The following is a 13978-nucleotide window of genomic DNA, read 5'->3' on the forward strand; positions in this document are numbered from 1 at the left end:
GCCGGCCGGGAGGCCCTGGAGGGCGAGGGCGGCCTTGGTGGTCATGACGCCCTGGGTGGGCCCGGACTCCAGGAGTCCGGGCCCCGCCGTCGTGCCCCGATCCGTTTCCGAACACTCCCTCACACAGAGCCTGAAGTGCGCGGATCACTCCCACGCCGTCCCTGGCCGTGGATGATCAAGTCAAGTACGCTTCGGACGCGCCGGGGTGCGTTTGGGGATCACCCGGGTCGACGCCTGGGAGTTCCCATGTTCAACGCCGCGATGCTCGATCTTCCGTTTCCGCCGCGCAGCAATCCGCACCAGGGGTCCGTGGCGCCCCTCCACCGGGACTGGCTGCTCCGCCACGAGGGGCTGGTCGGAGTCGTCGACCGTACGGCCTACGCCCGTTGGGACGTGCCCCGGCTCGCCGCGTTCACCAGCCCCGACTGCGCCACCGACGACCTCGCCCTCGCCGCGGACCTGCTCAGTTTCTACTTCTTCTTCGACGACCGGTTCGACTCCGACCTCGGCCGGGCCCCCGCGCGCGTGGCGGAGGTCTGCGCGCGCCTGACGGCCCTCATGTACGGCGAAGGTCCCGCGCCGGATGCCCGTACCCCGGTCGAGCAGGCCTTCGCCGACCTGTGGGAGCGCAGCCTGCGCGGCATGTCCGCGCGATGGCGGGCCCGGTCCGCGTACAACTGGGAGTGGTACTTCGCCTGCCACCCCGCCGAGGCAGCCGGCCGGATCTCCGGCCGGCTGCCGGACCGGGAGGGCTATCTGGCGCTGCGCCGGGGCACGGCCGCCATGGAGACCCTCTTCGACATGGTCGAGCGGCTCAACCGGTTCGAGCTGCCGCAGGAGGTGCTGCACCACCCGGCCTTCCGCCGGATGCGTCAACTGGCGGCCGACATACCGTCGTTCACCAACGACGTGCACTCCTACGCCCAGGAACTCGCCCGCGGCGATGTCGCCAACCTCGTGATGATCGTCCGTGAGGAGCGGGGCGGCACCCCCGAGGAGGCGGCCGTGCAGGTGATGCGCGAGGCGCAGAAGATGGTCGACCGCTTCGTGGAGCTGTCGACCGAGGTGCCCGAGGTATGCGACCTCCTCGGCCTCGCCCCGACCGCCCGCGAGGCCGCCCACCGGTACGTCGACGGCCTCGCCGCCTGGATCGCCGGCTACCACCGCTGGGAGGTAGCCACCGGTCGCTACGGCCACTGAGCCGGCGGCGGCCGGCGCGTACGCGCCGCGGAGGGACGCACCGGTCGGCTCGTCGCCCGGATCCCCTCCCCGCGCCGTCGCGCGGACCCCGCGACATCCCGCAGGACCCTGGACCTGCCGATGCCCGCGACGCCTTCGAGACGTGCGATCCCGCCCTCCCCGAGGGCGAGCGCGTCCAGCTGCGTCGCGGCGAACACGAGTGCCGCCTCCCTTGCCGCGGACCGGCGTCGTCAGGGTGGCGGGGGTCCTCGGGGAGGAACCCGTCCTCGACCGTTTCCCGCTCGTTCCGCCCGCCGGGGCCGCACGGGACGGCAGTTCCGTCACGCGGGCGGTGCGGCGGAACAGTATGAGCCGTGGAGCGTCGGCCGGGCCGGGAGCCGGCCTCGGCCGACGGCGACCCGGCCCGGCCCGAAGGACGGACGGTGGGGCGTCACTTCGCCAGGAAGGCGAGGAGCGCGGTGTTGACCTCCTCCGCGTGGGTCCACAGCAGGCCGTGCGGGGCACCCTCGATCTCGACGTAGTCGGCGGCCGGGAGGGCCTTGCGGAAGGGACGGGCGGTGCCTTCGGCCGGCAGGATGCGGTCGGCGGTGCCGTGCAGGATCAGGGCGGGCACGTCGATGGCGGGGATGTCGGCGCGGAAGTCGGTGTACCAGGTCGCCGGTGCGGCGGAGGCGGCGAAGGAGCCGCCGGCCGCGGCGGTGTTCCAGCTGTTGCGGACGGCCTCCTCGCTGATGCGGCTGCCCAGGTTCTCGTCGAGGTTGTAGAAGTCGGCGAAGAAGTCGGTGTAGTAGGCGTAGCGGTCGGCCTTGACCGCGGCGACCACGCCGTCGAAGAACTCCTTCGGCGCGACCCCGTCCGGGTTGTCGTCGGACTTGAGCAGGCAGGGCTCGAGGGACGCCAGGAAGGCGACCTTGGCGACGCGGCCGGAGCCGTACGTGGAGACGTACCGGGCGACCTCCCCGGTGCCCATGGAGAACCCGACGAGGACGGCGTCGCGCAGGTCGAGGGTCTCCATCACGGTGTTCAGGTCGCCCGCGAAGGTGTCGTAGTCGTAGCCGGTCGTCGGCTGCGAGGACCGGCCGAAGCCGCGGCGGTCGTAAGTGATCACCCGGTGACCGGCGTCGAGCAGCGCGGCGCTCTGGCGCTCCCAGGAGTGGCCGTCGAGAGGGAAGCCGTGGATGAGGACGACCGGCCGGCCGGTGCCGTGGTCCTCGTAGTACAGCTCGATGGCGGTGGAGTTCTCCTGGCCCACGGTGATGTACGGCATGGGGTCGTCTCCTCGTTTCGGGTCGGCTGCTCCGCGCGTCCGCGCGGCACTTGACGTCCTCACCCTACGGTCGGCGCGGGTGTCGCCTCTTGTCGCGCCGTGACCGGACCCTGCCCGGGAACGCAGGTTGACGGGCGTGGCGGTGTGACGTGCCGGGCGCCGGGGACGCGTCCGCCGGATTCCGTCTCGGCATCGGCCTCCGCCAGGACGAGCCGGGTCGACTGGACCCCAGTTGACCGCGAGCTTGCGGACGACCGAGGCAAGGTGGGTGCCGACCGGGTCGGGCTGCGACCCGCCGACCGGTGCGGGGGCGGGCCGCGACCCGCCGACCGGTGCGGGGGCGCCGGTCCGACCACGACGCACGAAGGCCCCCGACCCCGGCGGGCCGGGGGCGGGGGCGGGGGCGGGGGCCGACAGGTCCCCGGGTCGGGTCGCGGGCCAGGACCCGGAACGTCGCGGTTACGGGCGCCAGAACCCGGAGGGTCGCGGTACGGGCGCCAGGACCCGGAGGGTCGCCGTACGGGCGCCAGAGGCCGGAAGGTCGCCTGTGCGGTCGGGCGACGAGGGCCGGAAGGTCGCGCCGGTGCGGGTGCCGGGACGGTGCGGGTCAGGCGACCGTCAGGACGATCTTGCCGGTCGTGCGGCCCAGCTCGCCGATCTCGTGCGCCTTCGCCGCGTCGGCGAGCGGCAGCACGGTGTCGACCACCGGCCTCAGCTCCCCGCGCTCCACCAGGGCCGCGATCTCGCGCAGGCCGAGGTGGTCGGGCTCGACCAGGACCCAGACCGCCCGCACACCGTCCTTGGCGGCCGGGACCTGGTCCGGGCCCGGCAGGGTGACCAGTCGGCCCCCGGCACCGAGCAGCTTCATGGAGCGCTCGGCGGTCTCCCCGCCGAGGCCGTCGAGCACGACGTCGACGACGGAGACGACGTCCTCGAAGCGGGCCGCACGGTAGTCGACCACCTCGTCCGCGCCGAGTTCGCGCACCAGGTCGTGCTTGGGTCCGCTCGCCGTGCCGATGACGTACGCGCCCCTGGCCTTGGCGATCTGCACGGCGAGGTGTCCCACACCTCCGGCGGCCGCGTGCACGAGGACACGCTCCCCGGGACGGACGTCCGCCGTGTCGACGAGGGCCTGCCAGGCGGTGAGGGCGGCGAGCGGCAGCGCCGCCGCCTCGACGTGCGTCAGGGAGGCCGGCTTCGGCGCGAGGTGGCGGGCCGGTGCCACCACGTACTCGGCGTAGGCGCCCGCCTGGCGCGGGAACAGCGGCATGCCGAAGACCTCGTCACCGGGCCTGAGGTTCCCCACGCCGGGGCCGACGGCCTCCACCGTGCCGGACACGTCCCAGCCGACGACGGGAACGGCGTCCCAGCCGATGAGGGCACCGCTCGCGCGGGTCTTCCAGTCCACGGGGTTCACGCCGGCCGCGTGGACCCGCACCAGGACCTCGTTCAGGCCGGGCTCGGGGCGCTCCATCTCACGCTCGACCATGTTTCCGGGTCCGCCCCACTGCTCCACGACCATCGCACGCATACCGTCAGCCTCTTTCGTCTCTCAGTGGCGTGCCGCCGGATCCCTGCCGACGGCGACCACTTCACGATCGGGCATGCCGTCCCGTCCCGGCATTGGCCGCCAGGCCACTATGTGACAGGATCTGGCCATGAGTACTTCCTGTGGGACGGCCGTACGGGACGAGCGCGCGGGACGCCCGGAGAGGCCCCACCGCGTCGCCGTGCTGGCCCTCCCCGGCGTGCCCCCCTTCGAGCTCGGCATCCCCTCCCGTGTCTTCGGCAGCGTCACGGACGCCGAGGGCCGCGCCCTGTACGAGATCACCGTCTGCACCGCCGACGGCGGCCCCGTCCTCAGCGACGCCGGGTTCACCGTGCAGCCCGTCGCCGGACCCGAGGCGCTCGCCGAGGCCGACACGGTGGTGCTCCCGCCGACGCACGCCATGCCCGAGCTCGGCCGGGGCGGCCCCCTGCCGCCGGAGGTCGGCGCCGCCATCGCCGGTATCCGGCCCGGCACCCGGCTGGTGTCGATCTGCTCCGGGTCGTACGTGCTGGCCGCCGCCGGGCTCCTCGACGGTCGGCCCGCCACCACGCACTGGAACCTGGCGCCTGAGTTCCGCCGGGCCTACCCCCGGGTCAAGGTCGACGAGGAGGTGCTCTTCGTCGACGACGGCGACGTCCTGACCTCCGCGGGCGTGGCCGCGGGTGTCGACCTGTGTCTCCACATCATCCGCCGCGACCACGGTGCCGCGGCCGCGAACCGTGCCGCCCGCGTCTGCGTCGTCCCCCCGTGGCGGGACGGCGGTCAGGCCCAGTTCATCGACCGCCCGGTCCCCGAGCCGTCCCTGGCGAGTACCACCGCCACCCGCGCCTGGGCCCTCGAACACCTCGCGGAACCCCTCACCCTCGCCCGCCTCGCCGAACACGCCCGGATGAGCCTGCGGTCCTTCACCCGCCGGTTCCGCGACGAGGTCGGCATGACGCCCGTGCAGTGGCTCACGGCGCAGCGGCTCGAACTCGCCAAGCAGCTCCTGGAGACCACCGATCTGTCGATCGACCTGGTCGCGCACCGCGCCGGGCTGGGCTCGGGGAACTCGCTGCGCGCCCACATGCGGACGGCGTTCGGCGTCTCGCCCGCCGCCTACCGGCGCGCCTTCGGCACGGGCGCCCCGGCGGCACGGGCGGATGCCGCCCGCGCGTAGGACCGGCCCCCGCGGGTAACCGCGACGACATGGCCGATCGGAGCGCCCCCCATGACCGCCGTACGGAGCCCGACGCGCAACACCGTACCGAGCCCGACGCGCAACACCGTTCGGAGCCCGCCGCCACCCGCCGTACGGACGCCACCTCCGCCCATGACGGACCTTCGGCGGTGCCGGAACCACAGGACGTCGGGCCCGGCCCGGAGGTCGAGGAGCGCGCCCCCGACTCGCCGACCGAGCTGTCGCGACGCTCCTGGCTCCTGGTCCTCAAGGGCTCGATGCGCGAGTTCGTGGCCGACGAGCTGACCGACCGCGCCGCCGCCCTCACGTACTACGGCGTGCTCGCCCTCTTCCCCGGGTTGCTCGTCCTCGTCTCGATGCTCGGCGTCAGCGGACCGTCGACGACGGACAAGGTCCTCGACACCCTGCGCGAGCTCACGCCCGGCCCGGCCCGGGACGTGCTCGGCCGTGCCGTGGAGAACGTGCAGGGCGGCACGGGCACCGGAGCCGCCATGGCGGTGGTCGGCCTCGCACTCGCCCTGTGGTCGGCCTCCGGGTACGTCGGGGCGTTCATGCGCGCCGCGAACCGGATCTACGAGATGCCCGAGGGCCGCCCGGTCTGGAAGGTCCTGCCGATCCGGCTCGGAATGACCGCGGCGCTCATGGTGATGGCCGCGGCGAGCGCCCTGATCGTCGTGTTCACCGGCGACGTGGCGCGCCGGGCGGGGGACGTGCTCGGACTCGGCGACACCGCGCTGGCCGTGTGGTCGATCGCGAAGTGGCCGGTGCTGGTCTTCCTCGTGACGATGATGATCGCGCTCCTGTACTGGGCGGCGCCGAACGCCAGGGGCGGGGGCTGGCGGTGGATCACCCCGGGCAGCGCCCTCGCCCTGCTGATCTGGATGGCCGCGTCCGCGGGATTCGCCCTGTACGTGGCGGAGTTCGCGTCGTACAACAAGACCTACGGCACCATGGCCGGTGTCATCGTCTTCCTGGTCTGGCTGTGGATCAGCAACCTGGCCGTGCTCCTGGGTCTGGAGTTCGACGCCGAGGCACTGCGTCAGCGGGCGGTCGCCGGTGGCATGCCGCCGGACACGGAGCCGTACGTGGAGCCCCGCGACACCCGTTCGTGGAGCGAGAAGGACGTCCGGTCACTGCGCGACCGGTGAGAGGGCCCTCACGGCCTTCCCGGCGAGCGCACCGGGACGTATGTACGGCGGCGGCGGACCATCAGGTCCGCCGCCGCCGTACATGCGGGCGCCGTCGCTCACCCGGACCGGGGCGGCCGTACGGGCCTCCGGGCCAGGTGGTCCGCTCAGGTCACGGGCTCCGGTCCGGGTCCCGGCGGGGGCAGCGGGCCGGGCTGCGGGAACGGCTCCGGCGGCGGGCCGGGCGAGGGCGGATCCGGCTCGGGCTGGGGCGGCGCGGGCGGAACGGGGTCCGGGCCGCCAGGCTCGGGAACCGGCCCCGGGAGCGGCCCCGGAGCGGGGCCGGGCCCTGGTCCTGGCGGAGGCGTGGGGCTCGGCGGGACGGGATCGTTCGGGGGCGTGCTCATGGAACCTCCTGACGGGTCTCCGTGGTCTCGCTGTCGCAGCGACGCCTACCCGCGTACGTCACGGGCACTCGCGTCCGTGATCCGCCCGTGGGTCTACGCGCCGAGGCCGCCCGGGTGCCACTCGGTGAGCAGGATGGTGGCGTCGTCGCGGAGCCTGTGGTCCTGGTGCTGACGCAGGCCCTGGACCAGGCGCCGCAGGGCCTCGGGCGCGGGGTCGCCCGCGGCGATGGCACGGATGACGTTGTCGGCCAGCCGCTCCTCGCCGTACAGGTCTCCCCCGGGTGAGCGGGCCTCGGTGACGCCGTCGCTGTAGAGCAGGATCCGGTCACCGGGCTGGAGCCGCTCGGAGTGCTCGGTCGGCGGTGTGTCGGCGAGGAAGCCCCACCCGAGCGGCAGGTCGGGCTCCCGGGCGAGCACCTGCGGGAGGACCCTGCCGTCGCGGATCAGCAGGGGCGGCGGGTGCCCGCAGTTGATCCAGGTCAGGCGTCCGTCCGAGGTGTCGAGATGGGCGACGACGGCGGTCATGAGCCGGTCGGTGAACCAGGCGTCGAGGATCCGGTCGATCGAGGTGACGATGTCGGTCAGGGAACCGCCGGAACGGCGGGTGGCGCGGCAGGCGGCGAGCCCCGCGGCGCTGGCTCCGCCCGAGGCGAGGTCGTGGCCCATGGAGTCGATGACGGTGAGGTGCAGGCCGCTGTCGTCCAGGGTGTGGTCGAAGGTGTCACCGCCGATGTCGTACGCCGGCTCCAGCACCGCCGAGGAGGTGACGTCCGCCGTGCCGATGGTCCGCGGCGGCAGGAAGGCCCACAGCAGCTCGGCCTGCACCGTCATCGCCCGCGAGCGCTCGGCCTCGACGAGCAGGTCGCTGTGGGAGGACTTCGACACGACGAGGAGGGCGGCCACGTCGGCGAGCCCCACGGCCCGCCCGAGCACGGCGCCGTCGAGAGCGGGCGCCGTCACCATCAGGACCCCGAGGCGCTCGACTCCGTCGATCACCGGCAGCCAGGCGGTGCTGCCGTCCCTCGACCGCTGCACCCGCTGCGTGCGGTAGGCCAGGCCCGCCAGCGACGTGTCGACGTCGAGCACCGGCTGTGCCACGGCGTCGAGCTGGGGCAGGGCGACCAGCCGGATCTGCTGGAGGTCCGCCACGTACAGGGCCGTCCCCCGCAGGCCCATGCGCCGGCCCGCGTCCTGGACGAGGCCCGCGAGTTCCCGCCCCGACAGCAGATGGGAGCGGGCCAGCAGCCCGGCCAGGACATCCTCGTACGTCGTCACACGACCTCCGCGGCTCTCCTCGAAGGCGTCGCGCGACGCGACGGCTCGGCGCGGCGCCCCTCGGGGGGTGGCATTCAGGCTACGCAGCCTCGCCGGGGATCGCCTCCCCACGCCCCGCGCGTCACCGGACGAGAGGGCTCACCGGGCGTGGGGTGCCCGGCGCATCATCCGTCGGACCGCCCGTCGCGCGCCCCACATCGCCACGCCCAGGAGCACGCGGCGGACGAGGACGGGGGGCGTCCAGCGGACGAGGGACCGGCTGCGCCTGAAGGCGGACATCACGGGCACCTCCTGATGCCGGAAGCGGGCTCAGGCGGCCTGCCGCCTGCGTCGGCGCGGAGGCGAGGGCTTGCCGACATCGGGTGTGTCCTCATCGGGCGTATCCCCATCAGGCTCGTCCTCGTCGGGCTCGTCCTCCTCTTCCACATCTTCCTCCTCGTCAGGCTCTTCGTCCTCGTCAGGCTCCTCCGCTCCGGTGGACCGGACGCGCGGACCGAGCGGGCCGCCCCGCGGTCAGGCGTCCACGGGAGCGCGCCGGTAGCGGGGCCTCAGTCGGCGCTCGCGGCGCTCGCGGGTGTGACGGTCGAGTTCCTCCATGAGCCGGCGGCCCCGGTGCTCGGGGTCCAGTTCGTCGAGGACGCGGTCGATCTCGGTGAGCAGGGCGCCGTAGAGCTGCCAGCGTTCGGGCTCCTTCAGGGCGAGGGCGAGCAGCAGGTCCGCGGCCCCGCCGCGGCAGGCGCGGGCCGCTCGCAGTTCGCCCGCGAGACGGGTCTCGGCGGCCTCGGCCGCCTCGCTGCCGGGAGCCGTGACGAGCACGGCGAAGCTGACGAAGGCGTCGGCGGTGTGCTGCGCCGTCTCCTGGAGGGCGAGAGCGGTCGGCCGGGGCAGCAGCGTTTCGCCGTCCCGTTCCTTCGCGAGGTCGGTGAGGGTACGGGTGAGGACGCGCAGGACGACGGCGCAGATCTCCAGGGTGTCGAGCCCGGTGCGCAGCACGATGCGGTGCAGCAGGCCTTCCTTGACGCGCGGGTTGAGGCGCAGGCTGTCCTCGGCCGTGCGCAGTGCGCCGTCCACGTCCGCCACGTCGTTGTCGAGCCGTCGTGCCTCGTGCAGCCGGGCCGCCGCCCGCTCGACGTGGGGCGCCCCCGCGAACTCCTCGGCCACGTCGAGCAGCAGCCGCCGCATCCGCCGGGCGAGGTCCTCGATCGACTCCCCCGCCGTGTCCACCCATACGGGCGGGGCGAGCACCAGGTTGAAGAGCATCCCGACGACGGCGCCGATCAAGGTCTCGAGGACGCGGTCCCATGCCGTGTGGGCGACCTGGGTGACGCCGAGCACCAGCATGGCGCTGATGGCGACCTCGGGGACGAACTCCTCCACTTTCACGAGCCGCCCCACGAGGAGCGAGGCGAGGATGATCAGGGCGAGGCTCCACCAGGTGAGTCCGACGAGGACGCTGAACCCGATGGCGATGAGGACGCCGACGACGACGGAGTTGACCCGGCGCAGACTCGTGGTGAGGGTCGAGTAGAGCGTGACCTGTACGACGAGGAGCGCGGTGAGCGGTGCGGTCAGGGGTGCCGCCTCGCTGCTGAGCCAGAGCGCGACGACGTACGACAGGGTCGCCGCCGCCGTGGACCGTACCGTCTGTACGACGAACGGGTCCCGCCTCAACCGTCGCCCGAGCAGGGCGTACCGGGCGCTCCGCTTGCTGCGTTGCGTCACGTGCTACCTCGCTTCGCTCACGGTGTCCCGCTCCACCCGAGCGTGCCACCCCTCCCCCCGCCGCCGGGCCCCGGCACACCGTGCTCCGCCCACGGGCCTTCGTACGGGGGCTTACCGGACTGCGCCTGCCCAGGCGTACGGAAGCCACGCCATGATCTTGGTCCGCCACCCGGGTCGCCGGGGCGGGCGCGTCACAGCGCGGACGCCACCGCCTGACGCGGCCACGACCACGGGTTCCCCACCGGCGCCGGGAGCGCATTAAGTATGTTGACATAGCTATCGAGACATACGTAAGGTACCGGCGTGCCCGAGAACAGTGCGTCCGACGAGGAGATCCGCCGCGTGGCCTCCGGGCTCGTGGCGTGCCTCCCGGCGCTCTCCCGGGCCGTCGAGCGGCGCGTGGACCTGGACGACACGTACCCCAAGCCCGCCAAGCCGTCCGAGGCGCAACTCGCGCTGCTGCGGCATGTCGGGTCGTGCGACGGCATCACCGTCCGTGATGCCGCCGAGGCCCTCCTCATGAAGCCGAACAACGTCAGCGCGCTGGTCAGGCAGCTGACCGAGCAGGGGCTGCTCGAACGACGGCAGGACCCGGCCGACAAGCGCGTCGCGCACCTGCACCTGACCGCGACCGCCCGGCGAGAGATCGCCCAGGTAGAGCACGTCATGGGCACCCATGTGGCACGGGCGCTGCGCGCCCTGAGCGACGGGGAGCTGGACGCCCTCGGCTCCGCGCTCGGTGCCCTCGGCTCACTCAACCGCCGGCTTCACCGCCCGGCGCGCTGATCGGATACGCCGGGCCCTGACGGCCCGGCATCCTCGCGCTCTCCCGGGCACCGCTGCGACGGCGTCGCACCGCCGACCGCTGCCGCCGCTGCTACCGCAGCTCCGGTCACCCCGAGACATCCCTGACCCACCCCTCACCTACGTAAGGAATGGCTCCGCCATGCCCTCCGCACCCTCAGCCGCTCCGCCGACGCACGCCCCGACCCGGGCCGCGACCCCGGCCGGCGGCCCTCGCTCCAACCCGTGGTTCACCCTGGTCGCCGTCGCGTTCGGCCTGTTCATGGTCGGCCTCGACGGCTCCGTCGTCGCCATCGCCAACCCGGAGATCGGCCGTGACCTCGGCGCGTCCACGGCCGACCTGCAGTGGGTCACCAACTCCTATCTGCTGGCGCTCGCCGCCGCGCTGATCCTCGGCGGCAAGCTGGGAGACCGGTTCGGCCGCCGCACCTTCTACCTCATCGGCGTCGCCGGGTTCACCCTCGCCTCCGTCGCCATCGGTTTGGCCGGGTCCATCGAGGGCGTCATCGCCTTCCGCGCCGTCCAGGGCTTCTTCGGAGCCCTGCTCATGCCGAACACCCTCGGACTGCTCCGGGCCGTCTTCCCTCCGAAGAAGTTCGGCATGGCCGTCGGGATCTGGGCCATGGTCTCCTCCGTGTCCACCGCGCTCGGGCCGATCGTCGGCGGTCTGCTCGTCGAGCACGTGACCTGGGAATCCGTCTTCTACATCAACGCCCCCATCGGCGTGATGGCGCTTCTCTTCAGCATGGCCGTCCTGCCGCAGAGCCGGAACGCCTCCGCCACGCGGGAGAAGTTCGACCTGGCCGGTGTCGTCCTCCTCGCCGCGGGTCTGCTCGCCGTCGTGTTCGGCGTCGTCAAGGGCGAGAGCTGGGGCTGGACTTCGGCCGGCACCCTCGGCTCCATCATCTTCGGCGCGGCGGTCCTGGCGGTCTTCGCCCGGCACGAGACGCGGGTCGCCTCCCCGCTGCTGCCCATGCGACTGTTCCGCAACCGCGCGCTCGCCATCGGCACGGTCATCACGGGCCTCAACTTCTTCGTCCTGCTCGGCGTGATCTTCTTCGTCATGATCTACCTGCAGAACGTCCGCGGCCTCTCCCCCGTGGAGGCGGGCGTGCGGACGCTGCCGCTGAGCCTGGCGTCCGTCGTCGCGTCCCCGCTGGGCGCGGTGCTCACCGAGCGCTTCGGCCCCCGCCTCACCATGCCGCTCGGCATGGTCCTGCAGGCGGCCGCCTGCTTCGCGATGCTCGGCTGGAGCCCGGAGTCCTCCCCCGCCGTGATGTGGCCGCCGTTCATCGCGCTCGGTCTCGGCGTCGGCATGGTGATGGCGTCCTCCTCCGACGCCATCGTGGGAAACGCGCCCGTCAAGGACGGCGGCGTCGCCGGCGGCCTCCAGGCCACCGCCCTCCAGATCGGTGGAGCGCTCGGCACCTCCGTACTCGTCTCCCTGATCGGCAGCCGCGTCGGCACGACGCTGTCCGGCGAACTCGGCTCCGCCGGGGTCCCCTCGCCGGTGGCCGCGGGCCTGCAGGAGGCCAAGGACGCCGTCGCCATGGGCGTCGCCCCCGTGACCGCCGACATGCCCGACGCCCTCAGGGCCGCCGTCACCGAGGGCAGCCACCAGGCCTTCATGAACGGCGTGCACACCTCGGTACTCGTCGCGGGCACCCTGTGCGCCCTCGGCGCCCTGCTCGCCGTCATCGGGGTACGCCGCCGTGCCCCCGAGGCCGCCGATCTGGGGTGACCCCAGGTGAGCGACGGGGCGCGCGAGCATGGGTGCTGCGGACGCTCGTCGTTCGTCACGGCTCGCGAACCTGCCGTTCCCCTGGGCGGGGGTCGACCCCACGTGGACAGGCCGCGAAGGAGTCGGTCCTGGACCGTCAGACCGTGCCGGGCCAGGGCCTGGTCCGAGACACCGACCCTGCCCTCCTGGACGTCCCCCGCCAGGTCTTCCAGGAGTCGAGGCGCTGCCGGCCCGCGATGAGCGCCAGACAGGCACGCTCGAACCCTGCAGACGCGGCCTCGCCCGGCGGTGCAAGCAGGGTCATGGACAGCATCAGCGCGGGCAGCGAGTACTGCTCGACCTCGGCCTCCGAGCCGAACCGCTCCCAGGCCACCTCGTGGACGGCTCCGTCGAGGAACGCCCCTACGCGCTCACGCAGCGCGGGGTGGCGACGGATGTCCACGCGAGGGCCTGGAGCACCGGGTGGGAGGACCCGCCGGTGGTCAGGGCCTCGTCCACGAGCATGTGCCAGTGCTGCAAGGCCTCTTCACGCGCCTGCCGGTCGCCGCGGTCGATCCGGTCGTCGGTCTCGTGCATGAAGGCGACCAGGACGACGACGTCGGGCTGGAGCGGCGCCGGCAGCAGCAGCCGTGCCGCCATGTACTCGGCGGGTGCGAACCGGCGTACCGCCCGCCGTTGTGCCGTGTATCCCCGGCGGACCTCCGGCTCACCGATGCCCGCCCGGTCGAGAACGCGCCCCCACACGGTCGATCCTCTCAGCCGGAGATGAGCACGCGCGCGGCCCGAACGAGGAGCCGGACGTCGGTCAGTGCCTTCGGCGGCAGCTGCATGTTCACGACTCCCATGTACCGCTCGTTCACGACGGGATCGAGAACGGAGGCTTCGGTGAGCTTGTCGGCGACCCACTTCTGCACGCGGTAGCCGCGGGGGTACGGGCCGGTGACATGGGGCTGCGCGAGGTCGGCTGCCGTGGAGAGCTGCCAGGCTCCGTCCACGACGGCTTCGGCGAGGCGGAAGTAGTCCCACGCCGGCCCCTGCGGGGAAGGAGCGGATCGGAGGTGGGCCCCGAGGGCGTTGGCCGTCAATGCCGAAAGCGTCAGGCCCTGGCCGTAGACCGGGTTGACGCTGGCCAGAGCATCTCCGACGACGACGAGGCCGCCGGGGAAGCGGCTCAGGCGGGAGTGCACCCGGCGGCGACTTTCGACGAAGCGGTACGTCCTGACGTCGCCGATCATCTCGGACGTGTCCGCCACCGTCCTGATCGGGGCGACGCAGCGGCGCATCCGCCGGAGGAACTCCTCGCGGTCGGGTCCCGGGCGGTGGTCGGCGTAGCCGGCCAGGACGACCGACCAGCGGCCGCCCTCCACGGCGGCAAGGGCACCGGGCTCCGTCAGCGTGGGCTGGTAGCCGCTCGCGGGCCCCGGGCTGGAGTGGGCGATGACGGTGCTGCCCAGCTCATCCCCGCGGTGGAACGCGGCGGTGGCGTATCCGAGGTCGACCCGCATGCTGTCGACGGGTGCCTTGTCCCAGCCGTGCCGGACGAGCCAGTCCTCCAGGGGGCTGTTGCGTCCCATCGCGTCGACCACGAGGTCGGCGTCGAACGTCTCGCCGGCGCCACCGCCGCTCTCGGGGGCGGCCGTGGCCACGCCGACCGCGCGGCCGTCCCGGAGCACGAGGTCGGTGACCTGCGCCTGGCTGAACCGCAC

At 73.3% G+C, this 13978-nt stretch carries 13 protein-coding genes; 5 read left to right on the forward strand and 8 right to left on the reverse strand.

From position 1 onward, the window contains the following. The first annotated feature begins 246 nt into the window (after nucleotides 1–246). Nucleotides 247–1200 carry a terpene synthase family protein gene (locus tag ABZ567_RS29010; RefSeq protein ID WP_360795294.1) on the forward strand — a complete coding sequence of 318 codons (954 nt, stop codon included), beginning with the start codon at nucleotides 247–249 and terminating at the stop codon, nucleotides 1198–1200. A gap of 430 nt (nucleotides 1201–1630) precedes the next feature. On the opposite strand, the gene ABZ567_RS29015 is transcribed toward ABZ567_RS29010, so the two are convergent. Together ABZ567_RS29015 and ABZ567_RS29020 are read right to left on the reverse strand one after the other, a co-directional pair. Beyond that, nucleotides 1631–2467: an alpha/beta hydrolase gene (locus tag ABZ567_RS29015; protein WP_360795297.1), complete on the reverse strand. Its 837-nt coding sequence runs from the start codon at nucleotides 2465–2467 to the stop codon at nucleotides 1631–1633. Nucleotides 2468–3074: 607 nt separating this feature from the next. After that, nucleotides 3075–3998, reverse strand: a complete 924-nt coding sequence (locus ABZ567_RS29020) for an NADP-dependent oxidoreductase (RefSeq protein ID WP_360795300.1) — start codon at nucleotides 3996–3998, stop codon at nucleotides 3075–3077. A 127-nt stretch (nucleotides 3999–4125) separates the two neighbouring features. Between ABZ567_RS29020 and ABZ567_RS29025 the strand changes: the two genes are divergently transcribed. Beyond that, nucleotides 4126–5175 (forward strand): helix-turn-helix domain-containing protein, encoded by a 1050-nt coding sequence (locus tag ABZ567_RS29025; RefSeq protein WP_360795303.1) that lies wholly within the window; start codon nucleotides 4126–4128, stop codon nucleotides 5173–5175. Between the two features lie 29 nt (nucleotides 5176–5204). Continuing rightward, on the forward strand, nucleotides 5205–6344 hold the full coding sequence (locus ABZ567_RS29030) for a YihY/virulence factor BrkB family protein (protein WP_360795306.1): 1140 nt from the start codon (nucleotides 5205–5207) through the stop codon (nucleotides 6342–6344). Between the two features lie 479 nt (nucleotides 6345–6823). Here ABZ567_RS29030 and ABZ567_RS29035 read toward each other — a convergent pair whose 3' ends face one another. From ABZ567_RS29035 to ABZ567_RS29045, 3 genes are all read right to left on the reverse strand, one after another. Then, the gene (locus ABZ567_RS29035; RefSeq protein WP_360795309.1) at nucleotides 6824–8005 is read right to left on the reverse strand and encodes a PP2C family protein-serine/threonine phosphatase; all 1182 of its coding nucleotides are present in this window, start codon (nucleotides 8003–8005) and stop codon (nucleotides 6824–6826) included. Between the two features lie 138 nt (nucleotides 8006–8143). Then, nucleotides 8144–8284 (reverse strand): hypothetical protein, encoded by a 141-nt coding sequence (locus ABZ567_RS29040; protein WP_360795312.1) that lies wholly within the window; start codon nucleotides 8282–8284, stop codon nucleotides 8144–8146. A gap of 234 nt (nucleotides 8285–8518) precedes the next feature. Next, nucleotides 8519–9727: an aromatic acid exporter family protein gene (locus tag ABZ567_RS29045; RefSeq protein WP_360795315.1), complete on the reverse strand. Its 1209-nt coding sequence runs from the start codon at nucleotides 9725–9727 to the stop codon at nucleotides 8519–8521. 303 nt (nucleotides 9728–10030) lie between these two features. Here ABZ567_RS29045 and ABZ567_RS29050 point away from each other — a divergent pair, with 303 nt between their 5' ends. Further along, nucleotides 10031–10513 (forward strand): MarR family winged helix-turn-helix transcriptional regulator, encoded by a 483-nt coding sequence (locus ABZ567_RS29050; protein WP_360795318.1) that lies wholly within the window; start codon nucleotides 10031–10033, stop codon nucleotides 10511–10513. Between the two features lie 160 nt (nucleotides 10514–10673). Continuing rightward, on the forward strand, nucleotides 10674–12272 hold the full coding sequence (locus ABZ567_RS29055) for a DHA2 family efflux MFS transporter permease subunit (RefSeq protein WP_360795321.1): 1599 nt from the start codon (nucleotides 10674–10676) through the stop codon (nucleotides 12270–12272). Between the two features lie 136 nt (nucleotides 12273–12408). Here ABZ567_RS29055 and ABZ567_RS29060 read toward each other — a convergent pair whose 3' ends face one another. From ABZ567_RS29060 to ABZ567_RS29070, 3 genes are read right to left on the reverse strand one after another with little or no spacing between them, the layout of a single operon-like run. Beyond that, nucleotides 12409–12714, reverse strand: coding sequence for a hypothetical protein (locus tag ABZ567_RS29060; protein WP_360795324.1), 306 nt, complete (start codon nucleotides 12712–12714; stop codon nucleotides 12409–12411). Further along, the gene (locus ABZ567_RS29065; protein ID WP_360795327.1) at nucleotides 12675–13016 is read right to left on the reverse strand and encodes a squalene/phytoene synthase family protein; all 342 of its coding nucleotides are present in this window, start codon (nucleotides 13014–13016) and stop codon (nucleotides 12675–12677) included. Before ABZ567_RS29065 ends, ABZ567_RS29060 begins: the two co-directional genes overlap by 40 nt. An 11-nt stretch (nucleotides 13017–13027) precedes the next feature. Continuing rightward, on the reverse strand, nucleotides 13028–13978 hold the full coding sequence (locus tag ABZ567_RS29070) for an FAD-dependent monooxygenase (RefSeq protein WP_360795330.1): 951 nt from the start codon (nucleotides 13976–13978) through the stop codon (nucleotides 13028–13030).

The sequence above is a fragment of the Streptomyces sp. NPDC016459 genome (assembly GCF_040632845.1).
Lineage (GTDB): Bacteria > Actinomycetota > Actinomycetes > Streptomycetales > Streptomycetaceae > Streptomyces.